The sequence below is a fragment of the Halomicroarcula saliterrae genome, assembly GCF_031624395.1.
Taxonomy (GTDB): domain Archaea; phylum Halobacteriota; class Halobacteria; order Halobacteriales; family Haloarculaceae; genus Haloarcula; species Haloarcula saliterrae.
Map to the genome: position 1 here is coordinate 109,455 of NZ_JAMQON010000002.1, position 25,178 is coordinate 134,632.

General features: G+C 68.9%; 31 protein-coding genes. 15 read left to right on the top strand and 16 right to left on the bottom strand.

Annotated features, from left to right (window positions below; all coding sequences use genetic code 11):
- The first annotated feature begins 2 nt into the window (after nucleotides 1–2).
- Nucleotides 3–1,475 (top strand): tRNA guanosine(15) transglycosylase TgtA, encoded by a 1,473-nt coding sequence (tgtA, locus tag NDI56_RS08485; protein WP_310919030.1) that lies wholly within the window; start codon nucleotides 3–5, stop codon nucleotides 1,473–1,475.
- 58 nt (nucleotides 1,476–1,533) lie between these two features.
- Here the strand turns inward: tgtA and NDI56_RS08490 are convergent, their stop codons facing one another.
- Both NDI56_RS08490 and NDI56_RS08495 read right to left on the bottom strand, forming a co-directional pair.
- Nucleotides 1,534–2,199, bottom strand: a complete 666-nt coding sequence (locus NDI56_RS08490) for an NAD-dependent epimerase/dehydratase family protein (RefSeq protein WP_310919031.1) — start codon at nucleotides 2,197–2,199, stop codon at nucleotides 1,534–1,536.
- 64 nt (nucleotides 2,200–2,263) lie between these two features.
- Nucleotides 2,264–2,521 (bottom strand): hypothetical protein, encoded by a 258-nt coding sequence (locus tag NDI56_RS08495; protein ID WP_310919032.1) that lies wholly within the window; start codon nucleotides 2,519–2,521, stop codon nucleotides 2,264–2,266.
- Nucleotides 2,522–2,649: 128 nt separating this feature from the next.
- On the opposite strand from NDI56_RS08495, the gene NDI56_RS08500 reads away from it, so the two are divergent.
- The 5 genes from NDI56_RS08500 to NDI56_RS08520 all read left to right on the top strand — a co-directional run bounded on the left by NDI56_RS08500 (nucleotide 2,650) and on the right by NDI56_RS08520 (nucleotide 6,285).
- Nucleotides 2,650–2,868: a zinc ribbon domain-containing protein gene (locus NDI56_RS08500; RefSeq protein ID WP_310919033.1), complete on the top strand. Its 219-nt coding sequence runs from the start codon at nucleotides 2,650–2,652 to the stop codon at nucleotides 2,866–2,868.
- The gene (locus NDI56_RS08505; RefSeq protein ID WP_310919034.1) at nucleotides 2,868–3,029 is read left to right on the top strand and encodes a DUF8143 family protein; all 162 of its coding nucleotides are present in this window, start codon (nucleotides 2,868–2,870) and stop codon (nucleotides 3,027–3,029) included. Before NDI56_RS08500 ends, NDI56_RS08505 begins: the two co-directional genes overlap by 1 nt.
- Before the next feature lie 67 nt (nucleotides 3,030–3,096).
- Complete coding sequence (gene arcS, locus NDI56_RS08510) at nucleotides 3,097–4,884, top strand: archaeosine synthase subunit alpha (protein WP_310919035.1); 1,788 nt, start codon at nucleotides 3,097–3,099, stop codon at nucleotides 4,882–4,884.
- Nucleotides 4,885–4,922: 38 nt separating this feature from the next.
- Complete coding sequence (locus tag NDI56_RS08515) at nucleotides 4,923–5,852, top strand: GIDE domain-containing protein (protein WP_310919036.1); 930 nt, start codon at nucleotides 4,923–4,925, stop codon at nucleotides 5,850–5,852.
- A 40-nt stretch (nucleotides 5,853–5,892) separates the two neighbouring features.
- Entirely contained in the window at nucleotides 5,893–6,285 is a 393-nt protein-coding gene (locus tag NDI56_RS08520) for a VanZ family protein (RefSeq protein WP_310919037.1), read from the top strand.
- Here the strand turns inward: NDI56_RS08520 and NDI56_RS08525 are convergent.
- The gene (locus tag NDI56_RS08525) at nucleotides 6,274–6,567 is read right to left on the bottom strand and encodes a hypothetical protein (RefSeq protein ID WP_310919038.1); all 294 of its coding nucleotides are present in this window, start codon (nucleotides 6,565–6,567) and stop codon (nucleotides 6,274–6,276) included. The two genes, NDI56_RS08520 and NDI56_RS08525, sit on opposite strands and share 12 nt — an antisense overlap.
- Nucleotides 6,568–6,846: 279 nt before the next feature.
- Here NDI56_RS08525 and NDI56_RS08530 point away from each other — a divergent pair, with 279 nt between their 5' ends.
- Together NDI56_RS08530 and NDI56_RS08535 are read left to right on the top strand one after the other, a co-directional pair.
- On the top strand, nucleotides 6,847–8,232 hold the full coding sequence (locus tag NDI56_RS08530) for an outer membrane protein assembly factor BamB family protein (protein WP_310919039.1): 1,386 nt from the start codon (nucleotides 6,847–6,849) through the stop codon (nucleotides 8,230–8,232).
- Nucleotides 8,233–8,275: 43 nt separating this feature from the next.
- Complete coding sequence (locus NDI56_RS08535; protein ID WP_310919041.1) at nucleotides 8,276–9,352, top strand: archaeosine biosynthesis radical SAM protein RaSEA; 1,077 nt, start codon at nucleotides 8,276–8,278, stop codon at nucleotides 9,350–9,352.
- 1 nt (nucleotide 9,353) lies between these two features.
- Here NDI56_RS08535 and NDI56_RS08540 read toward each other — a convergent pair whose 3' ends face one another.
- From NDI56_RS08540 to NDI56_RS08565, 6 genes are all read right to left on the bottom strand, one after another.
- Complete coding sequence (locus NDI56_RS08540) at nucleotides 9,354–9,653, bottom strand: DUF7967 family protein (protein WP_310919042.1); 300 nt, start codon at nucleotides 9,651–9,653, stop codon at nucleotides 9,354–9,356.
- Nucleotides 9,654–9,850: 197 nt separating this feature from the next.
- A complete protein-coding gene (locus NDI56_RS08545; protein ID WP_310919043.1) occupies nucleotides 9,851–10,696 on the bottom strand; it encodes a hypothetical protein in 846 nt (281 codons plus the stop codon).
- Nucleotides 10,697–10,776: 80 nt separating this feature from the next.
- A complete protein-coding gene (gene purQ, locus NDI56_RS08550; protein WP_310919044.1) occupies nucleotides 10,777–11,451 on the bottom strand; it encodes a phosphoribosylformylglycinamidine synthase I in 675 nt (224 codons plus the stop codon).
- Complete coding sequence (gene purS, locus NDI56_RS08555) at nucleotides 11,448–11,702, bottom strand: phosphoribosylformylglycinamidine synthase subunit PurS (RefSeq protein WP_310919045.1); 255 nt, start codon at nucleotides 11,700–11,702, stop codon at nucleotides 11,448–11,450. The genes purQ and purS overlap by 4 nt, the downstream gene beginning before the upstream one ends.
- A gap of 38 nt (nucleotides 11,703–11,740) precedes the next feature.
- A complete protein-coding gene (locus tag NDI56_RS08560) occupies nucleotides 11,741–12,394 on the bottom strand; it encodes a DUF7504 family protein (RefSeq protein ID WP_310919046.1) in 654 nt (217 codons plus the stop codon).
- A 5-nt stretch (nucleotides 12,395–12,399) separates the two neighbouring features.
- The gene (locus NDI56_RS08565) at nucleotides 12,400–13,275 is read right to left on the bottom strand and encodes a GAF domain-containing protein (RefSeq protein WP_310919047.1); all 876 of its coding nucleotides are present in this window, start codon (nucleotides 13,273–13,275) and stop codon (nucleotides 12,400–12,402) included.
- A 123-nt stretch (nucleotides 13,276–13,398) separates the two neighbouring features.
- Between NDI56_RS08565 and NDI56_RS08570 the strand changes: the two genes are divergently transcribed.
- From NDI56_RS08570 to NDI56_RS08580, 3 genes are all read left to right on the top strand, one after another.
- A complete protein-coding gene (locus NDI56_RS08570; RefSeq protein ID WP_310919048.1) occupies nucleotides 13,399–14,373 on the top strand; it encodes a formyltetrahydrofolate deformylase in 975 nt (324 codons plus the stop codon).
- A gap of 616 nt (nucleotides 14,374–14,989) precedes the next feature.
- Entirely contained in the window at nucleotides 14,990–15,208 is a 219-nt protein-coding gene (locus tag NDI56_RS08575; RefSeq protein WP_310919049.1) for a DUF1328 family protein, read from the top strand.
- Between the two features lie 143 nt (nucleotides 15,209–15,351).
- Nucleotides 15,352–15,570: a hypothetical protein gene (locus tag NDI56_RS08580; protein WP_310919050.1), complete on the top strand. Its 219-nt coding sequence runs from the start codon at nucleotides 15,352–15,354 to the stop codon at nucleotides 15,568–15,570.
- 17 nt (nucleotides 15,571–15,587) lie between these two features.
- Here NDI56_RS08580 and NDI56_RS08585 read toward each other — a convergent pair whose 3' ends face one another.
- On the bottom strand, nucleotides 15,588–16,622 hold the full coding sequence (locus NDI56_RS08585) for a phosphoribosylaminoimidazolesuccinocarboxamide synthase (protein WP_310919051.1): 1,035 nt from the start codon (nucleotides 16,620–16,622) through the stop codon (nucleotides 15,588–15,590).
- 139 nt (nucleotides 16,623–16,761) lie between these two features.
- Entirely contained in the window at nucleotides 16,762–17,307 is a 546-nt protein-coding gene (locus tag NDI56_RS08590) for an NUDIX hydrolase (RefSeq protein WP_310919052.1), read from the bottom strand.
- A 79-nt stretch (nucleotides 17,308–17,386) separates the two neighbouring features.
- Here NDI56_RS08590 and NDI56_RS08595 point away from each other — a divergent pair, with 79 nt between their 5' ends.
- Complete coding sequence (locus NDI56_RS08595; RefSeq protein ID WP_310919053.1) at nucleotides 17,387–17,512, top strand: hypothetical protein; 126 nt, start codon at nucleotides 17,387–17,389, stop codon at nucleotides 17,510–17,512.
- Between the two features lie 94 nt (nucleotides 17,513–17,606).
- On the opposite strand, the gene NDI56_RS08600 is transcribed toward NDI56_RS08595, so the two are convergent.
- The 5 genes from NDI56_RS08600 to NDI56_RS08620 all read right to left on the bottom strand — a co-directional run bounded on the left by NDI56_RS08600 (nucleotide 17,607) and on the right by NDI56_RS08620 (nucleotide 22,385).
- Nucleotides 17,607–19,667, bottom strand: a complete 2,061-nt coding sequence (locus NDI56_RS08600; RefSeq protein ID WP_310919054.1) for a hypothetical protein — start codon at nucleotides 19,665–19,667, stop codon at nucleotides 17,607–17,609.
- A gap of 138 nt (nucleotides 19,668–19,805) precedes the next feature.
- Nucleotides 19,806–20,402 carry a tRNA (pseudouridine(54)-N(1))-methyltransferase TrmY gene (trmY, locus tag NDI56_RS08605; RefSeq protein WP_310919055.1) on the bottom strand — a complete coding sequence of 199 codons (597 nt, stop codon included), beginning with the start codon at nucleotides 20,400–20,402 and terminating at the stop codon, nucleotides 19,806–19,808.
- 55 nt (nucleotides 20,403–20,457) lie between these two features.
- A complete protein-coding gene (locus tag NDI56_RS08610; protein ID WP_310919056.1) occupies nucleotides 20,458–21,099 on the bottom strand; it encodes a hypothetical protein in 642 nt (213 codons plus the stop codon).
- Between the two features lie 102 nt (nucleotides 21,100–21,201).
- On the bottom strand, nucleotides 21,202–22,002 hold the full coding sequence (gene speB / locus NDI56_RS08615; RefSeq protein ID WP_310919057.1) for an agmatinase: 801 nt from the start codon (nucleotides 22,000–22,002) through the stop codon (nucleotides 21,202–21,204).
- A gap of 2 nt (nucleotides 22,003–22,004) precedes the next feature.
- Nucleotides 22,005–22,385 carry a translation initiation factor IF-5A gene (locus NDI56_RS08620; RefSeq protein WP_310919058.1) on the bottom strand — a complete coding sequence of 127 codons (381 nt, stop codon included), beginning with the start codon at nucleotides 22,383–22,385 and terminating at the stop codon, nucleotides 22,005–22,007.
- A gap of 116 nt (nucleotides 22,386–22,501) precedes the next feature.
- Between NDI56_RS08620 and NDI56_RS08625 the strand changes: the two genes are divergently transcribed.
- Genes NDI56_RS08625 through NDI56_RS08635 form a run of 3 tightly spaced genes read left to right on the top strand, consistent with a single transcriptional unit; the run spans nucleotide 22,502 to nucleotide 25,165 of the window.
- Complete coding sequence (locus NDI56_RS08625; protein ID WP_310919059.1) at nucleotides 22,502–23,272, top strand: phytanoyl-CoA dioxygenase family protein; 771 nt, start codon at nucleotides 22,502–22,504, stop codon at nucleotides 23,270–23,272.
- Nucleotides 23,273–24,613: an NRAMP family divalent metal transporter gene (locus tag NDI56_RS08630; RefSeq protein ID WP_310919060.1), complete on the top strand. Its 1,341-nt coding sequence runs from the start codon at nucleotides 23,273–23,275 to the stop codon at nucleotides 24,611–24,613.
- On the top strand, nucleotides 24,614–25,165 hold the full coding sequence (locus tag NDI56_RS08635) for a hypothetical protein (RefSeq protein WP_310919061.1): 552 nt from the start codon (nucleotides 24,614–24,616) through the stop codon (nucleotides 25,163–25,165). It begins immediately after the preceding gene.
- Nucleotides 25,166–25,178 lie beyond the last annotated feature (13 nt).

A 25,178-nucleotide genomic window follows, 5' to 3' on the forward strand; every position in this document is an offset into this window, starting at 1 on the left:
TCATGACGAACTTCGAGGTCCGCCAGTACGACGCCGCGGGCCGCCTTGGCGAGCTGGAAGTGCCACGCGCCGGCGTCACCGTCCAGACGCCGACGATTCTCCCCGTGGTGAACCCCCACGTCCAGACGGTCGACCCGGCGGCGCTCGAATCCGAGTTCGGCGCCGAGATCCTCATCACGAACAGCTACATCCTGCACGGCTCGGAAGACCTCCGCGAGCCGGCGCTGGACCGGGGGCTCCACGACCTGCTCGACTTCTCCGGGGCCATCATGACCGACTCGGGCTCGTTTCAGCTCGCCGAGTACGGCGACATCGACGTGACCACCGAGGAGATACTCCAGTTCCAGTACGACATCGGGAGCGACATCGGGACGCCGGTGGACATCCCGACGCCGCCGGACGTAGAGCGCGAGCGGGCCGAGACCGAACTCGCAACCACGCAGGACCGGCTGGAGCGGGCCGCGGCCGCCGACACCGGCGAGATGCTCGTCTCCGCGCCCGTGCAGGGGTCGACCTATCCTGACCTGCGCGAACGGGCCGCCCGCGACGCGAAATCGACGGGGCTGGACGTGTTCCCCCTCGGGGCCGTCGTGCCGCTGATGAACGAGTATCGCTATGCCGACCTCGCCGACGTCGTCGCGGCCTGCAAGCGCGGCCTGGGCGAGGTCGGCCCGGTCCACCTGTTCGGCGCCGGCCACCCGATGATGTTCGCGATGGCCGCCGCGCTGGGCTGTGACCTCTTCGACTCGGCGGCCTACGCCCTGTACGCCCGCGACGACCGCTACCTCACCGTCCGGGGCACCGAACTGCTCGACGACCTCGACTACTTCCCCTGTCACTGCCCCGTCTGTACGGACCACACGCCCGAGGCGCTCCGCGAGCTGGACGACGACCGCCGACAGGACCTGCTGGCCCGGCACAACCTCCACGTCACGTACGGCGAAATCCGCACGGTCCGCCAGGCCATCCGCTCGGGGAACCTGCTGGAACTGGTCGACTCGCGGGCGCGGGGCCACCCGACGATGCTGGACGGCTACCGCACGCTGCTGGACCACGCCACACAGCTGGAACGCACGGACCCGGTCTCCAAGGACGCCTTCTTCTACACATCGACCGAGAGCGCCCGGCGGCCGGAGGTGCTGCGCCACCAGGAGCGACTGGACCGCTTCGACCTCGACGCCGACGAAGTGCTGCTCACCGAGGGCGGCTCGAACGACCGCTACGACGAGACGTGGGGCGTCCTCCCGCCGTTTGGCCCGTACCCCCGCGAACTCGCCGAGACGTATCCACTGACCGCCGAGGTGCCGGCGCGGACCGACCGCGCCGCCTGCGAGGCCGCCGCAGACGGCGTCGCTCGACTGGTCGCGCTCCATCCCGACACGTCGTTCACGCTGGTCCACGACGACTGGCCCGGGACGGCGCTCTCCCGGGTGCCCGAGGGAGTCCGGCTGCGGGACCTGCACGCCCGGGAGTGAGAACGCGCCGCGTTCTCGAACGTCGAGAGGTGCCGACGGCGTCTCTCGGGAGTGCGACTCAGTCGGCCCGCGCCGCGATTCGCTGGGCATCTAGCGGCGGCTCCCCCGCCTCCACGCTCACTGCCGTCTCGTAGACGGCGCTCCCCACGGTCTCGACGTCGAGGGGCCGGCCCGCGCCCAGGCGCTCGGCGACCGGTTCGAGCGACCCCAGTACCGTCAGCAGTCGATTCAGGACCGACGGGAAGTGGGGCTGGTCCGGCCCGTACACCGCGCCGGGGCGCAACACTGTGGTCGCCATATCGAGGTCGCCGATGGCTGTCTCGGCCCGCCGCTTGGCGGTGAGATAGGCCTCCCGAACCGTCGGCGGGGTCGTCGCCGAGGAGACGAAGACGAACCGGTCGACGCCGGCGCGTTCGCTCTCCAGCGCGGTGATGATCGCCGAGTCGCCGTTGACCCGCTCGAAGGTAACGCCCTGCTTCGGTGCCTCCTCGATGATGCCGATACTGTGGACGACCGCGTCCGCGCCGCCGAGGACGTGGCGCCACTCCTGTGGGGCGAACACGTCGGCGGCGTGCCAGGTGACCTCGTCGGCCCACGGGCCGCGCTGGTCCGGGTCTGGCGGCCCGCTGCGGGCGACGCTCCGGACCTCGTGACCCGCTTCGACCGCGCGCCGGCAGACTCGTCGGCCGATGAAGCCGTTGCCGCCGAACACTACCAGTTCCATGGGCCGACTACGGGCGAGCGACGGAAACCTTCTCTGCTGCGAACACTCCGCGAACCCGCGGTCGCTACCTGTCCGTCGATTCCAGCCGACTCCCGTCGCGTGGACAGTAGTCGTAGGCGTCGGAGGTCGCCTGGAAGCCACAGTGGGGACACTCCTGAACGATGGTCGGCCCGTCGTCGCCGCCCAAGCCGCGAAAGAGGAAGGGGACGAAAGGCAGGAACAGGAAGACCAGCAGCGTGTCGAAGTACCACCACAGCGCGGCCGTGAGGAGCAGGCTCACGAGGAGACCGACGACCGCCGTCAGGGTTCGTGATCCGACCATACCTGCCGTTCGTGGTTTGACCGCGAAAAGCGCCCTGATGTGCTGTCACTGCCGTCCGGCCGGCGCTGCCTGTGACTCCCTCTCACGCCACGGCCAGATTTAACAGTGAGCGAACGGACTGACAACGCATGGTCCCCGATTCCAGCGGTTCCCGCGGTTGCCCGAAGTGCGGACACACCGAGACGGACGTCGGCGAAATCTCGACGACAGGCGGCGGCCTCTCGAAGATGTTCGATATCCAGACGAACAGTTTCAAAGTCGTGAGCTGTGTCGCCTGTGGCTACTCGGAGCTCTACCGAGACCGGACCGCCGGGAGCAGTGACATCGTCGACGTCTTCCTCGGCTGATGGCGGCGGTCACTGCGCTGTGGCTAGTTATGCTCTCGCTGGTCGCGCTCGGCGCGCCGCTGCTCCTGTACGCGCTCGTGCGAGCCGAACGCGACCAGCGCGAGCGGATGGACCGCCGGGACGCCGAGCGAGTGGCGCGACGGGATACTCCCGAAGAGTAACGGCGGGGCTGACCGGCCGGGCCCGCCAAAGGCAAGATAGTTGGTCGCCCGTGGCCGACGTGGGGCCATGACCGACTACTTCGAGGTCCACGAGCGCGACGGGGCCGCACGCATCGGCGAGCTTCGCCTCGCCGACTCCGTGCCGACGCCGGCGCTGGTCGACGACGTGGACGCCGACACGCCCGGGACGGTCCATACCGTCATCGACGATTCGGGGGGCCGCTGGGCCACCGAGCCCGACGCGCCCGAGGGCGACGACTCGGCGGTGACCATCCTCCCCCACCGAGGTCTGCCCGCCGGCACGCCCGACGAGGTGGCCGAGGCCTTCGCCGACGACTACCCCGACGTCGAGTTCCCGAGTGGCGCTGTGGTCTCCCCGAAGACAGCCGGGCACCACGCCGCCGACGTGTCCGTGCTGGCCGGCGGACCGGGCTACACCGGTCACGGGTCGGTGTTCGTCGACGCGCTGACGACCGTGAAAGACGCCGTTCCCGCCGATACCGCGCTGTATCTGCCCGGCGTCGCGACCCCGAGAAACGTCGCCACGCTGGTGTACGCCGGCGTCGACCTCGTCGACCCGCACAGAGCGGTGATTCGAGGCACCGAGGGGCGGTATCTGACGACCGACGAGGCTTACTTCCTCGAAGACCTCGAGGAACTCCCCTGTGCGTGCCCGGCCTGCCAGCAGCCCCGCGACTCCTTCGACCGGACCGACTGTGTCGAACACAACGTCCACGCGCTCGCGGCCGAACTCGCCCGGGTCCGACGCCGCGTCCGGGACGGCCGACTGCGGGACTACGTCGAGGGGCAGGCCCGACAGGACAACTGGCTCACCGCGACCGTCCGGACGCTCGACCAGCGATACGGCTACGTCGAGCAGCGCACCCCGCTCATCCGCCGGGCCGAACTCGCCGCCACGACGGAGGACGCGCTCCGACGGGTCGAGATTCAGCGCTTCGCCCAGCGGGTGACCGAACGGTACATCCCCCGCTTCGACGACCGGCCGCTCGTGTTGGTCCCCTGCTCGGCCCGGAAACCGTACAGCGACTCCCAGAGCCACAAGCAGTACCACGACGCCATCCAGTGGCGGGCCCACATCGTCTCGATGACCTCGCCCATCGGCGTCGTCCCGCAGGAACTCGAACTCACCTACCCCGCCCAGCACTACGACTCCGTGGTGACGGGGGAGTGGTCGGCCACCGAAATCGAGTTCGTCTCCCGCGTGCTGGAGCGCTATCTCGAAGACGCCGACTACCCCGAAATCATCGCCCACGTCCCCGGAGAGGGGTACCGCGAGATCTGTGAGCGCGTCGCCGACTCGCTGGGCCGGGAGTTTACGTACACCGTCACCGACCACCCGACGACGGCCGACTCGCTCGGGAACCTCGCCGCCGCGCTCGAAGGCTGGGACACCTACCAGAAGTCCACCCGCGAACACCGCACTATCGCCGCCGTCGCCGACTACCAGTTCGGCGCGGGCGCGGGCGACGAGCTGTTCCCCGACATCGGGACGCAGGGTCGCTACCCACAGCTCCGGGTGGACGACGAGGACGGCGAGCAACTGGCCGCGCTGGCCCAGCAGTACGGCGTCCTCTCGATGACTATCGCCGGCGCTCGCCGCTGGGCCGAGAGCAGCGTGCCGACCAAGACCGTCGAAATCGAGCCGTTCGTCCCCCACGGCTCCGTGCTCGCGCCGGGCATCGTCGACGCCAGCGACGACATCCGCGTCGGCGACGAGGTCGTGGTGCAGGGCGACGCCGCCTTCGGCGTCGGCCGCGCGGAGATGCACGGCGCCGAGATGAACTCCTCGACGCGGGGCATCGCCGTCCAGATGCGCCACACCGAGGAGCTGTAGCGGCCACCTTTTTATTTCAGGTTCGCGAACGGTGGGCGATGGCCGCGATACCGACCTGGTTCCTGCTCGCCCTCGGCCTCGTTCCGATCGGGTTCATGGCCGTCTACGTCTACTACGAACTGGAGACAGCAGCGGGTCGGTCCCTCCGCCGGCGGGGGGTCACCCAGCGCGGTATCACCGCCGCGACGGTCGTCTCGCTGGGAACGGTGCTGGCCTTTGGCTTTCTCGGCCCGGTTAATCTCTTCGCCTCCGGTGACGCGGTCGAAGCCGTCGGCTACCCGACGCTCGGACTGCTGATACCCTACGTACTGGGACTCCTGGGGCTGAACGTCGCCCTGACGAACGCGCGAACCTGGCGACGCCTCCACCCCGACAACGACGTTCCCACCGGGAGCGTCGCCCCCGGAGCGGTGGCCTGTACTGGCGAGATAGCCGGCGGCGAGGTCGGGGCGGCCCCGGTCACCGGTCGCGACGCCGTCTGCTGGTCGTGGTCCGTCGACGTGCTCGACCCGCACGGGGTCGGCGACGTGGGGCAGCGCGAGCAGTGGGCGACCGTCGACGGGAGTGACGGCGGCGGCGTCTTCGTCGTCGACGACGGGAGCGGCCCCGTGCGGGTCGACCCCGACGGCGCGACGCTCGACCTGTGGGCCGAGCGGGCTGTCCCGCTGGACGCCGACGAGCCCCCGTCGTTCGACTCGCCGGCCCCCGACGTGGAACGGACCCACGGCGACCGACAGCGTCGGTACGAGGAGTCGGTGCTCACGCCCGACGACCACGTCGCCGTCGCGGGCACCGCCCGGGAGACGAGCGACGGCCTCACCGTCGCGGGGGACAGCTACGTCGCCGTCGGGACACTCTCGACAGCCGCGACCCGCTATCGAAACAGCGCGGCGGTGTACGGGGTCGTCGGGCTCGTCGACATCGCCGTCAGCGTTCGCCTGCTCGCGGGGCTCTACGGCGTGTTCTAGCGACCGCGCGATTTATCTGGAGCGGTCACCCAGCGCCAGTATGGACCGGTCGGCACTCCGAGAGCTCCCCGCGGTAGGGTTCGCCGCACTGTTGCTCGTCGTCTCGCTGTTGCCCGCACCGGAGACGGGCGGGCCGACCCCGGCACCGCTCGGAATCGCGCTGGACAAGTGGGTCCACGCGGGGAGCTACGGGGTTCTCGCCTTCCTCCTGTCGTGGGGCCGCGGGAGCCGGACGGTGGCCGCGACCGCGGTGCTGGCCGCCCTCGCCGTCGGCTACGGCGTCGGCATCGAACTCCTGCAGACGCTGGTCCCGTCCCGGTCGCTGAGCGTGGCCGACGTGCTGGCCAACGCCGTCGGCGCGGTGCTGGGCGCCCTCGCGTGGGCCGCGGTCACGGCCCCCTCGGCGCGAGCGGTGTGGCGTTCAGAACAGTGAGCGCAGCCACGAACGCAGTCCACCGCTGTCGGCATCCGTCCGCCCGCGCCGCTCCGGCCGGCCGTCGGTCGCTGTGCCCTCGCTCGTCCCGGTGTGGTCGTCGGCCGGCGCTTCGCCGCCGTCCGTGGATTCGCCCCCGTTCGCGTCCGTCGCGTCGTCCGCGCTAGAGAGCTCCGACTCGGGCACTCGGGTCGGTCGCATGGCGTTTTCGCCACAGGAGGGACAGTTCCGCGGTCGCTCCACCACTTCCCCACAGCTCTGGCACTTGTACGCGTCCAGCATCCTTCTGTATCCATTCAGGACACTCCCTGAAAATTGTTCTCGGGGATGTCTTCACGGTGACACGTGTCCGCAGTCGAAGCGCAGCCGACCCGGCGGTGCTCGGGGTCGCACTGGACACGTGGGTCCACGCCGGGAGCCACGGGGCGCCCACCGTGTTCCTCGCGTGGGGTCACGGGAGTCGTGACGCGGTCGCAGTTGCCGCCACCGCTTGGCGGGCGCTGGGGCGGTTCACAAAAAGACAGTCAAAAAGCATTTACCCGTTTCATATCGACGGGAAATATGCCCTCACGACGACAGGTCCTCGCCGCTGGCAGTCTGACCCTGTCCATCCTCGCCGGCTGTACCGACGACGGGACACAAACTCCGTCGGAACGACAGCACGATTCGACCGAAACACGACCACGGACCACCACTCGCCCTACCGTGACGGAGACCGGCCCCACTGAGACCGACGCCGGGGAGGCCGACGACGAGCCGGCCTCCTGGGGACCGAGCTGGTCGCTAGCGCCGGATATCGGTGCGCTCGAAGCACTGGTGCGACACGACGGTGTTCTCTACGGGCTCTTCAACGACACGGAGTCGGGGTCGACGGTTGCTCGTATCGACCCCGCAAACGAGCGGTTGGCCTGGCAGCGGGAGCTGGACGGGGTCGCGGCCGAACCGTTTCTCACCCGGGAGAACACCTCCGAACAGTCGGACGTCACGGTCGTCGACGGGACGGTCTACGCTGTCACGAGGGCCCGGGCGGACTACGAGTGGACCGCGCTGCACGCGCTCGACGCCGAGACCGGGTCCCACAGCTGGTCGGTCCAGCGGGAGCGAAAGATGGCCCTGGTCGGGGTCACAGACGGGACCGTCGTCGCGGCGGGCGAGGAGTTCTTCGAGAACGACTCGCTCCATTCCGCCCCGGAAGAGCCGTTGCGGACGGTGTGTTACGGCCTCGACAGTGAGACCGGGTCCGTTCGGTGGACACGGGATTTCACCGGCGTCGACGCCGCGACTGCCCACGCGGGCGGCGTCGCCGTGGGAAACACAGACGGCGTCACCAGGCTCGATGCGGCGGGGGGCCGACAGTGGACCGTCTCGATGCCGGCCCCACTGGAGATAGTGACGTTCGGCGACGCCGTCGTCCTCAGGACGGAGACCATCGACTCCTACCGCCTCCGTGCGTTCGACGCCGACAGAACCGAGCGGTGGAGCCGGGACCACGACGTCGACAACCTCCTCGTCGGCGACGGACAGCTCTACGGCTTAGGACACGAGACGGTGGCGCTCGACACGGACGGCACCGTCGCGTGGCAGGTCGACGTCCGGAGTTTACAGACGCTCGTCGGGCCGAACGGCGAGACACTGTACGCCCGGTCAGGCAGGCCATCGCTCGGCCAGGTCGACGCCTACGCGCTCCCGAGCGGTGACCGCCGCTTTCGATACGACTCGCCCGCCGGCTACGTCCGGCCGATCGCGGCGACAGACGGAACGGTCGTTCTGGAGGCGTACGCCCCCGACCCTAGAGGGTTCATGACTCTGTATGCCGTCGACGCGACCAGCGGCGAGCAACTCGGCGTCTACTGGACGGACGACTCCATCCACACCGCGGTCAGCCTCGGCGACAGCGGCTACGTCGGCATCGGTGATCGCCTGCTCGCGTTCGACAGCCCGGCGTAGGTGAACGCAGGAGCTATACACGCTCGTCGGCAACGTCGGCGTAATGAGTAAGCCCAGTCCCGACGTCTACGAGCAGGGCAAGGGCATGGACGCCCACAACGCCGTAATGCGCGAGGTCCGCTCGCGCAACGACTCGACCTACGACCCCCGCGAACCGACCCGCGTCTGGCTCGACGAGGACAACACGCCGGACGGGGTGTACCAGAGCCTGACCATCATCCTGAACACCGGCGGCTGCCGGTGGGCCCGCGCGGGCGGGTGTACGATGTGTGGGTACGTCGCCGAGTCCGTCGAGGGCGGGAGCGTCGCCCACGAGGACCTGATGGCCCAGATACAGCACTGTCTCGACCACGAAGCCGACAACGCGGACGAGCCCTCGGGGCTCATCAAGATATACACCTCGGGGAGCTTCCTCGACGAGCGCGAGGTGCCCGCCGAGACCCGACGGGCGATCGCGGAGACCTTCGGCGACCGCGAGCGCATCGTCGTCGAATCGCTCCCCGACTTCGTCGAGGACGAGCGCGTCAGCGACTTCGTCGACGTCGGCCTGGAGACCGACGTGGCGGTCGGGCTGGAGACCGCGACTGACAGAGTGCGCCACGACTGCGTGAACAAGTACTTCGACTTCGCTGACTTCGAGGAGGCCTGCGCAGCCGCTCGGGAGGCCGGCGCCGGCATCAAGGCGTATCTCCTGATGAAGCCGCCCTTCCTCACTGAGTCGGAAGCCGTCGAGGACATGAAATCCTCCGTACGCCGCTGTGCGGCCGCCGAGGGCTGTCACACCGTCTCCATGAACCCCTGTAACGTCCAGCGCTACACGATGGTCGAGGAGCTGTACCACGACGGCGGCTACCGCCCGCCGTGGCTCTGGTCGGTCGCCGAGGTGCTGGAAGACACCGCCGACGAGGACGTCATCGTCGTCTCGGACCCCGTCGGCCACGGTAGCGACCGCGGGCCCCACAACTGCGGGGAGTGTGACGACCGCGTCCAGCGCGCTATCAAGGACTTCGACCTGCGACAGGACCCGAGCGTCTTCGAGCAGGTGAGCTGTGAGTGCGAGGCGACCTACGACGCCGTCCGCCGGCGCGAACACAGCTACTCGCTGCCGCTGGCCAGATAGCCTACAGCGAGTCGGTCGGCGCGTGTTTCTCCCGCATCCGGTCGACCTCCGTCGCGTACCGGTCGCGCGTCTCCGCGTCGTCGACACCGCTCAGGTTATCCGGGTCGACCGGTATCGAGACCGGGGTCTCGCGGTGGTCGCCCGTGTACGAGGTCAGCGCCCGCTCCTTGCGGAACTCCCGGCGGCCGTCCGGCGTGGCGTAGGTGAGGATAATCAAGTTCTGTTCGTCGTCACCGTAGGTCCGTTCGACCAGCCACACTCGGACGATCTCGTCGGTGGCACTCGTCTCGTCGGCGCTCATACGCGTGTCTACGGGGGGCTGACCAAAGAGTGTGTGGGCCACTCTCACGCGGTGAGACGACCAGTTTCACTTTCACTCCGATAGGGTGGCGTTTTTATTCACACGTCTCGTACCACCTCGTAGGGGCCGCGGAACATGTCACACGCTCCACTGGCCCCATCCTATCCCTTTGGACCGACTCCGTAGCCGCCGCCGTCTCATCGCCCGTCGTCGCCGTGTCCCTGTGTGTCGCTCCCGCCAGTGGCCTCACGGTCGCCACGTTCCTGCATGTCGTCGAGCGCCGCCAGTCGGTGACGCAGCCACCGCCCCGCCTCGTGACCCCGATCACGCAGTCCCGTCACGGCCGTCGCTATCCGCTCGCGGACGCTGAAGCCCAGTATCTCCATCGTTGTAACGACCGTGACGAACTTCGTCAGGAGGCCGAAGACAGCACTCAGTAGCTGCAGGAGCCGACGGAGCGCTGTTCGCAGGGCGTCGGAGCCACGCGAGAGCAGGAGCACCGGGAGCGACACCACGGTCCCCACGCCCAGCACGCCCAGCAGGGCGGCGCCGGCACCGACTCCGAGCAGGCCCAGTAGCCCTTCCATGGCGCCCAGTCCCAGCCGGTGACCGCCGACGTCTACCACCCGTTCGACGCGAATATCGCCGGCCGCTAACGCCTCACCGAGCGCCTCGCCCGGGTTCTCGGACCGCAGCGCGCGTTCGAGCGCCGGTTTCGAGGCGAACATCCGGACCGTCTCGCCGTCGGTCGGACCGCGGGCGACGTCCGTGATTCGCATCTCTTCGTCGGTCCTGAGCGAGTACATCGCCTCGGCGCCCGCGTCGTCGCGGACGGTGAGCTCGGCGCGCTCGTTCTCGGCCAGCCGGTCGCCGGTGAACTCGGGGTCTTCGCGCTCGACCCACTCGTTGTGTGCCGCGGCGCCGCGTTCGAGGTCGTCGTGGACCGCCTCGGCCCACGCTGGGTCGCCGCCCTGTGCCACCGCGCCCCCGCCCGCCACCAGCACCAGAGCGAGCGCTGCGAAGAGTGCGAGCAGAACCCTCATGTTAGAATGTTAACTATTCGCCGCAAAAGCTGTTTCGTCGGCGTCGGGTGCGGTCGGGAAAAGCGGCGGCCGACGGCGCGCTACTTGGCGAACCCGTCGAGCACGGGCTGGCCGTCGGTGCGCCCGAGGTCGACCAGCGACGCCCGCTCGGGGTGGGGCATCATCACGGCGACGTGGTCGCGTTCGCCGGTGACGCCGGCGACGGCGTGTTTCGAGCCGTTCGGGTTGGCCTCGGGCGTGACCTCGCCCTCGGCGTCGCAGTACTTGAAGAGGACTCGTCCCGCGGCCTCCAGTTCGTCCAGTCGGTCGTCGGGAATCTCGTACCGGCCCTCACCGTGGGCGATGGGCAGTTCGACGACGTCGCCTTCCTCGTACTGGCTGGTCCAGGGCGTCTCGGCGTTCTCGACGCGCAGGTGGACGTGTTCACACTGGAACCGGGCGCTCTCGTTTGTGGTAAAGGCGCCGGGCGTGAGCGAGGACTCACAGCCGATCTGGGCGCCGTTGCAGACGCCGAGCACGGGCGTCCCGTCGGCCGCCGCGTCCCGGACGTCCTGCATGATAGGCGACCGAGCGGCCATCGCGCCCGCACGCAGGTAGTCGCCGTAGGAGAACCCGCCGGGGAGCATGATACCGTCTACGTCCTCCGGCAGGCCGTCCTCGTGCCAGACGCGTTCGGCCTCGAATCCCATCGACTCCAGGGCCTGTACGGAGTCGCGGTCGCAGTTCGAGCCGCCGAATTGGATGACTGCTATCATTCCCGCCGGTCTACCTCTACGTCGTAGTCGTGGATGGTCGGGTTCGCCAGCAGGCGTTCTGCCATCTCGTCGGCGCGGTCGGCGGCGGCCTCGGCGCTTTCGGCGTCGAGGTCCAGCTCGAACACGTCGGCCGAACGGAGGTCTTCGAGCTCGAAGCCGAGGCGTTCGAGCGAGCGCTGCGTGGTCTCGGCCTCGGGGTCGAGCACCCCGTGTTTGAGCCGAACCGTGACGGTCGCGGTAAACGCGGTCATTACTGAGCACCGGGCGGGCGGTGGAGAAAACGCTTGTGTTATTCTATCGTCGGCACGGCCGTCCACTCGTCGGGCTGGTCCGCCAGCCCAGTCACGCGGAGTTCGAGGCCGTCGGCTTCCCGAACGTCGATTCGGGCGTCGAACGGCTGTGCGATGCTGTTGACGACCCGGTCGTCGTGGGCCGACGGGTCGAGGGCACAGATACCCAGTCCGTCCGCGGTCCGGATGCGGCTCGTGACCGTGTTGACGAAGCGGAAGACGGGTCTGACGTTGTCGCTGTACACCAGCAGCGGTGTCAGGGTGAAGATACCCGTCCGAACCGTGTCGTAGCCGCGGGCGTACACCTGCTCGTACTGGCCGGAGTACTCGATGCCGATACCGGTCAGGTCGCCCGGCGAGCCGACCGAGGCGACGAACTGGCCCAGTTCCTCGTCGCGCTCCTGCGTGCAACTGACGACCCGGACGCGCTCGCTTTCGACGGCCCCGCCGACCGCCTCGAAGGCTGTCAGGACCTGGCGCGCGCTCGTGTCCGCGGTGATGATGAGGACGCCGTCGTCGCCCAGCAAGAGCCGGAGGAGCAGTTCCCGCGTCCCCCCGTGTGTCGGTCCGGTCAACAGCAGGTTCGTCCCCGAGTCGACACTGTTCAGCGGGAGGTCGCCGAACTCGTATCGGTCGTGGTGTCGCGTCGCCACGCGACTCACCTCTCCCCCAGTCGGCGACGCAGTCGGAGCTGTTCCTGTACCTCGTCAGCGAACCGCTGGAGGTCGTCGCGTTCCGCCCGCGTGTAGGACCGCGGTTCGCCGTGGATACAACAGACCGCACCCAGCGCGTTCCCGTCGACGTCGGTGATGCGCGCGCCGGCGTACGAGCGAATGTCGAGCTCGTCGAGGCGGTCGATGCCGGTAAAGCGCGGGTCTTCGTGGGTGTCCTCGACGACCATCACGTCGTCCGTGAGGATAGTGTGCGTACAGATGCTGTCCTCCCGGGTCAGCGTCCGCCAGTTCGCCCCCTCGCAGGCGACGAAGCGCTCCTCGTCGGCGGCGACGAGCCCGACGAAGGCCACGTCGATGTCGAAGTGGGTCGTTATCAGCGCCGTCAGTCGGTCGAAGGCATCGAGCGCCGACAGCTCGCCGACGTCGTACGCCTCCAGCGCGGCCAGCCGCTCGGCCTCGTCTTCCGGCACGGGGTAGGCGACCTGCGTCACCTCGGTGACGGCGGCTCTGACCACGTCCACCAGTCGGTCCGTCGCGTCCGGCACCGACCGCGGGACGTACTCGACGACCTGGTCACGCCCGCCCCGGGGGAGGTCGGCCGGCGATTCGGTCGTAAAGAAGAGACAGGGACAGTCCGGCGAGCGCTCCCGGACCAGCTCGACGACGTCGAACCCGCCGCCGTCCGACAGCGCCGCGGCCGTCACGACACAGCCGACGCTGTCGTCGAACTCGGCCTCGACAGCCGCCACTGAGTCCGCCGTCCGCACCTCGAACCCGGCGGCTTCCAGCGCTTCGACCGTCGTCGACCGCGCTTCCGACTCGGAATCGACACAGAGGACCGTCGGCAACTCGCGTCTCACGTGCCCGCCTTACGACTGGAGGGACTAAGCTATACCGCACGGCTGGCCGAAAACGAAGCCTTTTGCATCGCGCCGGTCGAACTGGCGGGCAATGACGACCGAGACCCCCTGGAGGTACCGGAGATGAGACACGCACTCACGGAAATCACCGTCGTCGGCGAGGACGATACGGGGCTCATCGCAGAAGTCACGTCGCTGCTGTTCGAGCGCAGCATCAACATCGAAGACCTGGACCAGGCGGTCAGAGAGGGCGTCTTCCGGATGACGATGCACGTCGACACCGCCGAGATGGTCACCACGGAGGAGAAGCTCCGCGAGGACCTGACCGAGCTTGGCGACGAACTCGGCGTCGACGTGCAGGTCCGGTTCCCCGCCGACCGCGAGACCCAGTCCATCGCCGTGCTCGTCACCAAGGAGTCTCACTGTCTGGAGGCCCTCTTCGAGTCGTGGGCCAACGGCGACCTCGGCGCGGACATCGAGGTTGTCATCGGCAACCACGACGACCTCGAACCGCTCGCACAGAAATACGACGTACCGTTCCACGATATCGGCGACGAGAAGGGCACGCCCGACGAGGAGCAGTTGCTCGACCTGCTCGCGGAGTACGACGCCGACCTCATCGCCCTGGCCCGGTACATGCGCATCCTCTCGCCGGACGTGGTCTTTCGCTACGAGAGCCGCATCATCAACGTCCATCCGAGCCTGCTGCCGGCCTTCCCCGGCGCGTCGGCGTACATGCAGGCAATCGAGGAGGGCGTCCGCATCGCCGGCGTCACCGCCCACTACGTGACGACCGACCTCGACCAGGGACCGATCATCACCCAGCGGGCGTTCAACGTCCCCGACGACGCCACCGAGGAGGAGCTCCAGCAGCTCGGCCAGCCCCTCGAAGCCGAGGCGCTCATCGAGGGCATCAAGCTCCACCTCAACGACGAGGTGACGGTTCACCGCGGCCGGACGAAGCTCCGCGACCCGGAGAACACCGACGCCCAGCTCGGCGCCCCCGAGGAACTGGACGACGAGAACCCCGACCGACCGATAGACGGGCTCGGCGAGTTCGTGGCCGACGACGAGCCGGAGGCTGAGGCAGACGACTAAGCCAGTGCGAACCGCTGTGCGTGTTCGCGCACTTCGTCGGCTGTCTCACAGAAGCAGACGACTAAGCCAGTGCGAACCGCTGTGCGTGTTCGCACACGTCAGCATCTGCTTCTACGAAGCATATGAGTAGGCCACACGAGGAGCCAGCGGCTCCTCGGGACGGGCGAGCCAGTGCGGGTCGCCCGTCAGAGACTGGATATCTGGCGTCGCTGCCGACAGGCGGCACACATGTACTTGCCCTCCCGTAGCGCCGCTCGTTCGGACGCCGTAGCCCGGGCTATTTCGCCGCCACTGACCGGTTCACCACAGTCCGAACAGGTGTACGCTTTCCCCCTCATACGCAATAGTACACAATCTATAATTATAAATTCTGGCGACACACCGGTCAGAGGAGAGCGGCAACAACCCGTCCGCGACGCGGGTTGACTCTCCGGGCGAACGTCGAGACCGAGGCAGACGGGAAACCCGGGCCAGTTCTTCGCGTTCAGTCGAGGACAAGATCGGGGACGGAACTGACCGCACTGGTGCCGGTCCGGCGTGAACAGTTTCGGTAAGTAGTAAATACCGGTATGAACGACCGACCGGAGTGAAATGCGAACTGCTCGAATCGGGAACTATGACACTGACTCACTCTGTCACGGCGAGCGCCTCGTTCGGTCCCATCGTCCCGCTCCAGCTCGGGGGCGGACTCCTCTGGCTCGCACTGCTCTTTCTCGTACTCGCACTGGTCGCAGGGGTGCTGGGGGCCCGTGGAGTGGCTGGTCTGAGCATGGACATCGCGAAATGGCTGGTTATCATCTTCGTCGTGCTCGCGGTCGTCACCTTCCTGCTGTAGGTGAGCGACGACTCCTGGCCAGCGTCGCCGCTCGGCTACCGCGACGATACCGGTCCCGCATCGGGAAGCGCCGTCGCGCGTAGGCGTGTGATACCGCTTGAACGACCTCGATGAGTCAAATACGCGATCGGTCAATCCCCCATATGAGCCTCACGCAGCTAGCCGTCGCTGGGCGCTGGGCAGTCAGGGTCCTCCAGACGCAGGGCGGACGCGCGCTGGCGGAGGTCCTGCTCGCGCTCACCCTGTTCGCAGCTATCACGACCGCCCTCGCACACTACCACATCGGCGGCCTGCTCCTCCGTCTCACCAAGTGGCTCTCGCTCCTGCTTCTCGGTCTGGTGGTCGCGTTCCTGTTCCTGTAGCTCCCCGAGACGACCGTTCAGAGCGCTCGAACGGCGTCGACGGCGGCGTCGAGCGACGGGGCGTCGAAGACCTCGCCCCCGACGTAGGCGTTCGTGCCGGCACAGTAGAGGTCGCGAGCGGCCGCGACGACGGACTCGTCGAGCGGCTCGGGCGACTCGTCACAGAGCGATTTCCAGTCCGCGATACCCTCCGCAGTCGCCTCCTCTTTCGCGGCGCGTACGGCCTCGACCCAGTCGGGCTGGGTGCGTTTGTGATACTGGCGGATGACCTCCTTCGAGACCTGCTGGCCGTCGTAGGAGAAGCGGTTCTCGTCGAAGGTGCCGACCACGTCGGCCACGCGAATCCCCCCGTCGTGGTAGAGACACTCGATTTTGCCGTCCTCGTGGACCAGACCCGCCTCGGCGGCGTGGTCGGTGACGACGTGGTCGACGGCCAGTGCCAGCTCTTCGAGCCGGTCGAGGCTGGCCGCTCCGACGATGTGCTCGGCTTCCGCGCGGTCGAGATAGCGGTCCTGCTCCTCGTACTTCGTCGAGAACTCCACTATCGGTTCGTCCAGTTCGACGACGCGGTCGGGCCACGTCTCGAAGTCGAGGTCGTGGTCGGCCGGGTCCGTCCGGCCCCGCAGCGAGGAGCCCGTCCCGACGCGGTTCCGGAAGACGATCTCCAGCGGGATGAGGTAGTTCTCGCCCGCCGCGTCGTGGTAGGCGTCGTAGTCGTACTCGCCGTCGCGCTCGGGGAGGTCCGGGACCTGGGTGAGCGAGATGACCATCTCCTCGGGCGGCGTGCCCGCCGAGAGGGCCTCGCCCAGGTCGAGGACGTCGCCGTCCGGTTCGACTCGCACGCCCTCGTAGTGGGTCGGGACGTGGTTCTCCTCCAGCAGCTGGAAGTTGTACGCGCCCATCGTACACAGCGAGGCACCCTTGTCGGGAATCCCGTCGGGCATCTTCCCCCAGTCGAACACCGAGTAGTCGTCCGTGAACACGAACGAGCCGCGACCGAGGGCAGCGGCGGTCGCCGGCTCGTCGACGCGGAACTCCTTGACGCTCGTCATTGCCGGCGCTTTGCGGTCGGGCTAAAAGACGTTTCTCATACTCTCGGCGGCAGTGGTTAGTTTGGCAGGGACCACGTTGGAGAGCCAGCCGCCCCTTTCTGGCCGTTCGAACTCCGTTCCGCGTAACTAAACACGGCCGTCACCGCTCGAACAGCGCGTAGTACATCACGCCCACGGCGGAGCGGCCGTCACGCAGGTCGCCCGACCGGACCGATTCCAGCAGGTCCGAAAACGCCGTCCGCTCCACCCGGATCGACTCGTTGAAATCGAGCTCCTGCTGGGCGGTCGGTTCACACCCCTCCGCGAGGAAGTAGTGAAAGACCGAGTCGGCGTAGCCGTTGGCGGGCTCGGCGGTGTAGAGGTGCTGGACCGACTCGGCCTCGTAGCCCGTCTCCTCGCGGAGTTCGCGGTCGACGGCAGCGGCGGGTTCCGCGTCGTCTGCCTCCATGCTTCCGGCGGGCAGGGCGCGGTTCACTCGCTTGACCGCCTGTCGCCACTCCTCGATGACGACGACGTCCCCGTCGGGGGTAAAGGGCAGGACGACGACGCTGTCGCCCTCACGCAGGAAGTCGAAGTCGGTCTCGGTCCCGTCGGGAAGCGTTACGTCCTCGTGGACGATATCGAACCCCGGACAGCTGTAGGCGATGTCGGCGACGATGGTCTCCCAGGCGAGGTCCTCGGACATACGGTTGCCTGCGGCCGGGGACGGCATACCCGTGACGGTCCCCAACCCCTAAGAGTCCAAACCGCCAACATGAAGTATAGTGAATATATCTACGATGGTGTTGCTCGTCGGTGCAGTACTGTTCGTCCTCCCGGTTCCCGGCAGCTTCGTCGCCGGCGCAGTGACGCTGCTGGCCGGCGGGCTCCTCCGCTGGCTCGGAATCTGATACGGATTGTTGTAGCGATTTACCGGTAGTCGCCGACCCTGGGGTCGGCGATATCCGGAAATAATCTACAATAAACCGTATGAACGGCCCGCCGTCAGAGCGAGCCGGCGTTTCGGGCCTGTTCGGTCCGTCGGGTGGCCTGGTCGAGGCGCTTCGCCGCGGCGGCCGACAGCGGCGCCGAGAAGTCGTCGCTGGCCGCTGTGAGGCGTGTTCTGACGTTTTCGAGGCGGTTCGCGACGGTTTCGAGTCGCCGGTCCGCGTTTCCGCGGTTCCCCGCGTCGGCCGCCTCGGCTGCCCGGGTGGCCGCGCTGGCCACCGCGTCCAGGGCCTGTGCGAGCCCCTGAATCGAGTTCTCACGCCCCCGGGCGCTCCCGTCCTCGGCCGACGCGGCCACCTGGTCGCGCGTCTCCGCGGCGATGTCGGCGAGGAACGTCGCGAGCGAGGCTTTCCCCGTGTTCGGCTCCGCGATGGCGACCGGGCCACTCCCGTCGGGGTCGGGGTTGACTCGGACGGCCCCCACCTCGTCGGCGGTGTCCCGGACCTCCGTCGTGTAGGCGCCGCCCGAGTGGACGTACACCGCGTCCGGCCCGTCGAGCGGCGCGTCGTACAGCCGACCACCGAAGTCGTCCTCGACGGCGAGGGCGGTCAGGTCGCTGTCGGCGTCGGCCGGGTCGAGTTCGACCCTCGTGGCGTCCTCGCGGGCGACCAGCGGTATCTCGCCGGCGACGCCGGCGACCGTGGCCCCGCCCCCCTCGGCCACTGACACCCCTTCGCTGTGTGGCGCCGCGCCGGCCCGGTTGACCGTCAGCCGGTGGTCGCCGGCCGGCACGTCCGCGACGACGGCGATACCCTCGAACGTCGGCACGGCCTCGGGGTCGCTCTCGAGCAGGGCGACGGCCTCGACGGCCGAGCCCTGCGTCGTCACCCCGTCCCCGTCGGGGGCGTCCGGGCTCGGGACCGCCTCCGAGACGGTGGCGACGACGGTGTTGACCGGCGCGGCCGCACCGATGGCGCCGTATCGTTCCGCGAGGGCGTCCCGGTGGCTCGGCTCGGAGATGTCCGCCGCCGGGTTCGAGTAGCGCGGCTGGCCCCACGGCGCGCCGGTCGTCGAGATGTGCCCCGAGACGGCGTCCTCGGCGAACGCCGGAACGGCGAACTCGAAGCTCAGCTGTGGTCCGGTGAAATCGGTGATAGCCTCGATGGCCGACGTCGGCACCAGCTCGTAGCCCACGTCGACGTCGCCGGTGTCGGCTCCCGAACGCCCGAACACCAGCCCGGTCCCCCGCGCGGGCAGGTCCGTCGGCGGCGACGACAGCGCGTCGTAGGACCGCACGACGAGCTCCGCGGGGACGAAATCGTCCCGCTCGACCGAGGGGAGGTCCGCGTGTTCGTACAGCGGGGCGCCCTCGTACTCCGGCAGCAGGTAGGGGAGCCGCGAGCCCTCGTCGCGGGGCAGGCCGTAGGCGAGCGGGACGGCGGCCACGTCTTCGAGTGATTCGACGGCGCTGTTGGTGATGTCGGCGAGGTCGCCGCCCGTCGGGAGCCGCTGAAATCGGTCGATGGTGTCGTTGAGCGACAGCGCGCTCGAATGCGAGCCCAGTTCCGAGAGGATGCGCGGTCGCGTCTCCGGGTCGGGGTCGAGGAACTCGTTGTTCGGGACCCTCCGGGAGTGCGAACTGGCGACGTACAGCTGTGGCGTGTCGTCGGTCGTCTCGACGAAGACGTGCAGGACCTCCCAGTCGTGCCAGTGGAAGTTGGTCGTGAACTGGTCGAACACCGAGTAAAACCAGAACTGGACGACCGCGAGCGGCGACTCGTCGTACTCGACGGCGTTGTAGAACACCGTCGGTGCGGGCGGGGTCGAGCCGGTGAACCGCTCGTGGTAGCCGTCGAGGGCGTCGAACCCCGTGACGACGGTCGCCCCGTCCCGTTGGCTCGTGTACGGGCGCGGGTCGGTCGGGAACCACTGCTCGTGCTCGTCGAAATACACCGTCGGCGCGAACCGCTCGGCGAGCGCCCGGGCCCGCTCCTGACCCACCGACGTAGCCGCCGTGTCCTCTTCGGGTGAGAACAGCGGGCAGCCGGCCAGAGACGCGGCACCGGCGCCCGCGAGAGTCCCGAGCACCGTCCGCCGGTCCGGAGTCGAGGGAGCCATCAGCTCACCGACACCACCCGGTGTCGCCGTTCGCCCGAGTCACTCCTCGTAGCAGTCGCATAGTCGGCCCACGGAAGCACGGGCGAAAGGTCTTCTGGCGCTGTCGCGCGCCCGCGGTCGACCCGGGACCGCTGGCGGTCAGTACCGCTCGAAGCCCTCGGTGTCGAGATAGTTGTGCGCGACGGTGATGGCGTGGTCGGCGTGGAGCGGTTCCGGGCCCAGCGAGAGCCGCTCGTCGGCGTGTGCCGCTATCCGGTCTGTCTCCCCGGCCTCGAAATCGCGGTGGTCCGAGAGGACGAACACCGGGTCGGTCGGCGGCTCGACGTCGACGACCGGCTCGCCGTCCTCGTGGAGCTGGACGACGGAGCCGTCGCCGGCGACGTCGTCGAGCGTCGCCTCGAACCCCCGGCGGGTCAGCGAGACGCCGGGCGACGTTTCGACCGGGACGTGGCCGATTGCCTCCTCGCGCTCTTCGAGGGCGTTCCGGACTAACGCGGCCGTCGAGCGCTCGTCGGGGTTGAGCCGGCGGAGCTCGCTGCCGTCGAAAGTGACGGTGTACTCGTCGGCGAGGACGAGCTGTACCCGCACGGCCTCGCGGATGGCGTGACTCAGGAAGAACGCGCTCGTGACACACCGACACAGCACGTCGAGGCGTCCGGCGGCCCCGGCGAGGTCGTCGAGCGAGAAGTCGGGTGTCGTCGGCGCGTCGTGACCGATGACGACGAACTGGCGCATACGCGTCCCTGTCGGCGCGAGCGGTTAGCCCTGTCGAAGAGCGTACTGCCGACTGTCAGTCCGGGTCGACGAACTGGCCGTTCTCCACGGCGATGAGCTCGCGGGAGACGGCGGCGTCGATGACGGCGTCGAACTCGCCCGGGTCGATGTCGTAGGCGCTGGTCGCCACCTCGCGGATCTCCGCGCGGTCGACCGGGAACGGGCGGTTCTGGAGCAGCCGCATCACCTTGTTGTACTCCAGTTTCGTCAGCTGCGGGTCGCCGTCGTCCGAGCCCCGCTCGCTGCCGTCGCCGGAACTGCCTGCCGTGGTCGTCGGCTCCGCGTCGTCGGCGGGCTCGGGCGCCGCTGTCCCGTCGCTCGTCGGTGACTCCGACCCGTCCGCGGGCGCGGCCGTATCGGCGTCTGCCCCCGCCGCGGCGTCCAGCAAGGACCCGTCGGTCCTCTCCGCAGACTGGGTATCGGAAGCGCCCGCGATGTCGTCCTGCTCGGGGTCACCGCGCTCGGCCGCCGAATCGTCCTCCGTCGCCGCCACGACCGTTTCGATGACGGCGCCGAGTTTCCGCCGGCAGGTCGAACAGAGCACGACCGTCGGGCCGTCGTCCCCGGCCGACCGGAGCGCTTTCGGCACGACCGGGTACTCGGAGAGCGACGCGTCGAGGGCGCCACCGCAGAAGTAACACGAGGAGAGTCGGTCCATAGGTGCGCAACTCGGTCACTGAATATAAAGCCCTTCTGGGTACCGGTTCCGTCGGCGGTTCCGTCCGAAAACCGCTCGCCGGCACCGGAATCGCGGAGAGAGCTATCCGTCGGCGTGTGCGAAGACGAACGCGCGCAGCAGTTTCGCCGCGAGCGTCGCCGCCTGCCCGTCGTCGCGGTCGTTCACCTCGACCACGTCGAACCCGACGGCGTGGGGCGCGACCGACCGCACGACGTCGTGGAGTTCCCCCGGGGCCACACCGAACGGCTCGGGCGTGCCGGTCCCCGGGGCGAAGCCGGGGTCGACGGCGTCGATATCGACCGAGAGGTAGGCGGAGTCGCCGTCGAGGTCTGGCGACCAGTCGGCCACCGCTTCCGGGGGGACGACGGTCACGTCGCCCCGACTGGCGCGCTCCCACTCGGCCTCGCTGCCGGTTCGGGCGCCCAGCACGACGGCGCGGTCGGCCACCGAGAGGGCGTGGCGGGTCACCGTCGCGTGGGAGAGCTCGTCCCCGGCGTACTCCTCCCGGAGGTCCAGATGGGCGTCGGCACAGACGAACACGTCCGGGTCGAGCGCCCGGACTGCGGCGACGGTGACGGTGTGTTCCCCGCCCAGGGTGAGCGGGACGACACCGTCGCGCTGGAACTCGGCGATGGCACTCGCGAGGAAGGTAAGGTATTCGGCGGTGTCGGCCGAGGGGCCGATGTCGCCGTGGTCGTACACGCCCAGGTCGGTAAAGTGCCGGGCGGTGTGGTGGTCGTAGTCGTCGAACTGTTCGCCGAACTCGCGGATGCGGCGCGGGCCAAAGCGGGCGCCGGGACGGAACGACGTCGAGGCGTCGAGTGGCGCCCCGACGACGGCGTACGCCGCCGCCTCGCGGTCGGCGACCGCGCCAGGGAACATCGTTACGAGCGGGTGATCTTGCGCTGTTCCTCGTACTCGAGATACTCGATTTCGTCGTCGGGCTCCAGGTCGACGTCGTCGGGCATCAGCATGGTGAACGTCTCGTAGGTCTCGAGGTCCATGACCTGCGCGTCGCCGCCGTCGGTCGAGACGACCTGGCCCTGCTTCCGGTCGACGATGGGCACCCAGATCTTCGCGTCGACGGGCTGGGAGAGCGAGCGCTTCTTGCTGTCGAAGACGCCGCGGGCGTCGATACGCGCCTTCGCGCTGCCGTGCTTGCCCGGCTTGGCCGTGCTGTAGGAGTCAATCTTACACGGTGTGTCTTCGATCATGACGTAGCTTCCCTCGTCGAGTTCTCGGACCTCTGTCTGCTGTCTTGCCATACCGCCGCGTTACCCCTGTTGTAGTATAAACGGTTTGGAATGGCGCAGAATCGGACGGCCTGTCGGGCGCGACACCGAGCCGAACGGCTTATTACCAGCAGATAGTAGTGGGTGGTATGAGCCTGTCCGACGAGCAGTTCGAGCAGTACCAGCGCGACGGCTACGTCGTCGTCGAGGACTGCCTCGACGGCGCGACCGTCGAAGCGGTGACCGAACGCATCGAATCATACGTCCGGGGCGACCGCGAGGAGAGCGGGTTCCAGCGGATGCTCGAACCCGACGCCGAGGACGCGGCGCTCTCCGACGCCGACCCCGTCCGGAAGTTCGAGGGCGTCGGGATGGTCCGCGAGGACGACGTCTTCGCCGACCTGGTCCACGACGAGACCGTCGTAGACGTGGTCCAGCAGCTACAGGGGCCGAACCTCTCCCTGCTTCGCAGCGCCGCGATGCTGAAGCCGCCCCGCGTGGGCAGCGAGAAGAAGTACCACCAGGACGCGGCCTACTACCCCATCCACCCGATGGACCACGTCACGGTGTGGATGGCGCTGGACCAGTCCACCACCGAGAACGGCTGCATGCAGGTCGTCCCGGGCGCACACACGGACGGCCTGCTGGGCCACGAGGCCGTCGAATACGACACCGACATCACCATCGCCGAGGCCGACTACGGCCCCGAGGACGCCGTCGCGCTGCCGATGGAGCCCGGCGACGTGCTCTTCCAGCACTGCCTGCTCCCACACTACACCGCCCCGAACGGGACCGACGACTGGCGGCGGGCCTACATCGCCGCCTACATGCGCAACCGCTCGCGTTTCACCGACCCGGACCCGCCCGAATGGGTCGACAGCGAGCACATCAGCGGCGAGTCGTTCCCGGGGTGCGTGTAGATGGCCGCGAGTACCGACGCCGGGCTCGTCGGCAAGCTCTCCAACATGGGTCCGACGTGGCTCGCGGGGGCCATCGCTACCGGGCCGGCCACCATCGGCGCGCTCGTCACCGCCGGCGCGGGCTACGGCTACACGCTGCTGTGGGTCGTCGTCCTCTCCGCGCTGATGGGTGCGACGGCGCAGTATCTCGCGATGCGGCTGGGACTGCTGACCGAGACCGGCATCGTCTCGGCCGTCGAGGACAACCTCGGCTCGGCGTGGGCGTGGCTGCTCGTGGCCGACACCGTCGTCGCGGCCGGACTGGCCCAGCTGGTCATCATGAAGACGCTCGCGGGGGTCTCCGCCGAGGTCACGGGTATCGGCCCCGTCGCCTGGGCAGTCGCCTGGGGAGTCGTCCTCGCCGTCGGGCTGGCCGGCGGCGGCTACCGGTTCGCCGAGCTGGGCGCGAAAGTGCTCGTCTCTCTGGTCGTCCTGCTGTTCGTCGCCTCGCTGTTCGTCGTCCCCATCGACGCCGGCGCGGCCGCAGCCGGGCTCGTCCCGTCCGTCCCGGCCGGCGTCGAGGGCGCACTGCTCGCCGCCGGCATCCTCGGCGGGGCGGTCCACATCGCGCTGGTGACGATGCAGTCCTACACGATGCGGGCCCGCGGCTGGACCGAGGACGACGCCGCGCTCGCGCGCTTCGACGTGGGCGCGTCGATGCTCGTGGCCTTCGGTATCGCCAGCCTCGCCATCTTCCTCGTCGCCGCCTCGGTGCTCTCCGACCCGAGCCTCGGCGTCGTGGCCGCCGCGAACGCGCTCGGCCCGCTCGTCGGGAGCAACGCCAAGTGGCTGTTCCTGCTCGGTCTCTGGGGCGCCGCGGTGACGACGCTGGGCGGCAACACCGTCGTCCCGCCGTATCTCGTCGCCGACAAGATGGGGTGGGAACAGGACACCTCGGACCCGCGCTACCGGGCGGCCGTCGCCGCGTTCGCGCTCGTCAGCGTGCTGGGCGTGTTCATCCCCGGGGCCGTCTTCGGCCTGCTCGTGCAGGCGCTGGCTATCGGCTTCGTCGGCACGCCGTTCGTGCTGGCGCTCGTGCTCTACCTCCTGAACGACCCGACCGCCGTTCCGGCGACGAACTCGGTCGTCGAGAACGTCGGCGGCGTCCTGCTCATCGGTATCAGCACTGTGGTCGCCGGGCAGTGGCTCCAGCGCGTCGCGTCGGGCGGCGTCACCGACCCCGTCTCGCTCGCCATCCTCGCGTTCGCGGCCGTGCTGGGCGCGGCGATGCTGGGGCTCGGCGGGCTCTCGGTCCGGAACTGGCTGGCCGACGACGCCGAACCGGCGGTGGCCGCGGACTGAATGGCGCTCCCGGTTCCACTCTACGGCACGACGCTCGTCGTCGGTCCCTCGAACGCCGGGAAGACACGGCTGACGGCCCGGACGCTCGATTGCTGGGTCGACGAACACGGCCCCGGTGGCGTCGTCGTCCTCGATTTCGCGCCGACGGTCGAACGCGACGGCGAGATACTGGGCGGACCGCTCACGCAGTTCACGACGGTGCCCGACGGCGCGTATCGAGGCGTCGTCGACGCCCACGCACCGCGTTCGGAGGGGGCGGACGACGCCGAGGCGCTCGCGCTGGCCGAGTCAAACGCCGCGGCGGCCCGCGAGCACATCGACGCCGCCCCCGCCGACCCCGCCGCCGTCTTCGTCAACGACGCGACCATCGCGCTGCAGGCCGACCCCGCCGCGACCGAGCGGCTGACAGAGTACTGCGACCGGGCGGAGTGTGCCGTCCTCAACGCCTTCGAGAGCGACGAACTGGGCGTCGAAAGCCCGGTGTCGGCGAACGAGCGCGCGGCGCTCGATTCGCTGCGAGCGTGGGCCGACCGCGTGGTCGAGCTGTCGTAGCTACCGCGAAAAC

What these genes read in the sequence shown, in the direction of transcription:
- tgtA (WP_310919030.1), top strand. Translation starts at nt 3, where the DNA reads ATGACGAACTTCGAGGTCCGCCAGTACGACGCCGCGGGCCGCCTTGGC.
- NDI56_RS08490 (WP_310919031.1), bottom strand. Translation starts at nt 2,199, where the DNA reads ATGGAACTGGTAGTGTTCGGCGGCAACGGCTTCATCGGCCGACGAGTC.
- NDI56_RS08495 (WP_310919032.1), bottom strand. Translation starts at nt 2,521, where the DNA reads ATGGTCGGATCACGAACCCTGACGGCGGTCGTCGGTCTCCTCGTGAGC.
- NDI56_RS08500 (WP_310919033.1), top strand. Translation starts at nt 2,650, where the DNA reads ATGGTCCCCGATTCCAGCGGTTCCCGCGGTTGCCCGAAGTGCGGACAC.
- NDI56_RS08505 (WP_310919034.1), top strand. Translation starts at nt 2,868, where the DNA reads ATGGCGGCGGTCACTGCGCTGTGGCTAGTTATGCTCTCGCTGGTCGCG.
- arcS (WP_310919035.1), top strand. Translation starts at nt 3,097, where the DNA reads ATGACCGACTACTTCGAGGTCCACGAGCGCGACGGGGCCGCACGCATC.
- NDI56_RS08515 (WP_310919036.1), top strand. Translation starts at nt 4,923, where the DNA reads ATGGCCGCGATACCGACCTGGTTCCTGCTCGCCCTCGGCCTCGTTCCG.
- NDI56_RS08520 (WP_310919037.1), top strand. Translation starts at nt 5,893, where the DNA reads ATGGACCGGTCGGCACTCCGAGAGCTCCCCGCGGTAGGGTTCGCCGCA.
- NDI56_RS08525 (WP_310919038.1), bottom strand. Translation starts at nt 6,567, where the DNA reads ATGCTGGACGCGTACAAGTGCCAGAGCTGTGGGGAAGTGGTGGAGCGA.
- NDI56_RS08530 (WP_310919039.1), top strand. Translation starts at nt 6,847, where the DNA reads ATGCCCTCACGACGACAGGTCCTCGCCGCTGGCAGTCTGACCCTGTCC.
- NDI56_RS08535 (WP_310919041.1), top strand. Translation starts at nt 8,276, where the DNA reads ATGAGTAAGCCCAGTCCCGACGTCTACGAGCAGGGCAAGGGCATGGAC.
- NDI56_RS08540 (WP_310919042.1), bottom strand. Translation starts at nt 9,653, where the DNA reads ATGAGCGCCGACGAGACGAGTGCCACCGACGAGATCGTCCGAGTGTGG.
- NDI56_RS08545 (WP_310919043.1), bottom strand. Translation starts at nt 10,696, where the DNA reads ATGAGGGTTCTGCTCGCACTCTTCGCAGCGCTCGCTCTGGTGCTGGTG.
- purQ (WP_310919044.1), bottom strand. Translation starts at nt 11,451, where the DNA reads ATGATAGCAGTCATCCAATTCGGCGGCTCGAACTGCGACCGCGACTCC.
- purS (WP_310919045.1), bottom strand. Translation starts at nt 11,702, where the DNA reads ATGACCGCGTTTACCGCGACCGTCACGGTTCGGCTCAAACACGGGGTG.
- NDI56_RS08570 (WP_310919048.1), top strand. Translation starts at nt 13,399, where the DNA reads ATGAGACACGCACTCACGGAAATCACCGTCGTCGGCGAGGACGATACG.
- NDI56_RS08575 (WP_310919049.1), top strand. Translation starts at nt 14,990, where the DNA reads ATGACACTGACTCACTCTGTCACGGCGAGCGCCTCGTTCGGTCCCATC.
- NDI56_RS08580 (WP_310919050.1), top strand. Translation starts at nt 15,352, where the DNA reads ATGAGCCTCACGCAGCTAGCCGTCGCTGGGCGCTGGGCAGTCAGGGTC.
- NDI56_RS08585 (WP_310919051.1), bottom strand. Translation starts at nt 16,622, where the DNA reads ATGACGAGCGTCAAGGAGTTCCGCGTCGACGAGCCGGCGACCGCCGCT.
- NDI56_RS08590 (WP_310919052.1), bottom strand. Translation starts at nt 17,307, where the DNA reads ATGTCCGAGGACCTCGCCTGGGAGACCATCGTCGCCGACATCGCCTAC.
- NDI56_RS08600 (WP_310919054.1), bottom strand. Translation starts at nt 19,667, where the DNA reads ATGGCTCCCTCGACTCCGGACCGGCGGACGGTGCTCGGGACTCTCGCG.
- trmY (WP_310919055.1), bottom strand. Translation starts at nt 20,402, where the DNA reads ATGCGCCAGTTCGTCGTCATCGGTCACGACGCGCCGACGACACCCGAC.
- NDI56_RS08610 (WP_310919056.1), bottom strand. Translation starts at nt 21,099, where the DNA reads ATGGACCGACTCTCCTCGTGTTACTTCTGCGGTGGCGCCCTCGACGCG.
- speB (WP_310919057.1), bottom strand. Translation starts at nt 22,002, where the DNA reads ATGTTCCCTGGCGCGGTCGCCGACCGCGAGGCGGCGGCGTACGCCGTC.
- NDI56_RS08620 (WP_310919058.1), bottom strand. Translation starts at nt 22,385, where the DNA reads ATGGCAAGACAGCAGACAGAGGTCCGAGAACTCGACGAGGGAAGCTAC.
- NDI56_RS08625 (WP_310919059.1), top strand. Translation starts at nt 22,502, where the DNA reads ATGAGCCTGTCCGACGAGCAGTTCGAGCAGTACCAGCGCGACGGCTAC.
- NDI56_RS08630 (WP_310919060.1), top strand. Translation starts at nt 23,273, where the DNA reads ATGGCCGCGAGTACCGACGCCGGGCTCGTCGGCAAGCTCTCCAACATG.
- NDI56_RS08635 (WP_310919061.1), top strand. Translation starts at nt 24,614, where the DNA reads ATGGCGCTCCCGGTTCCACTCTACGGCACGACGCTCGTCGTCGGTCCC.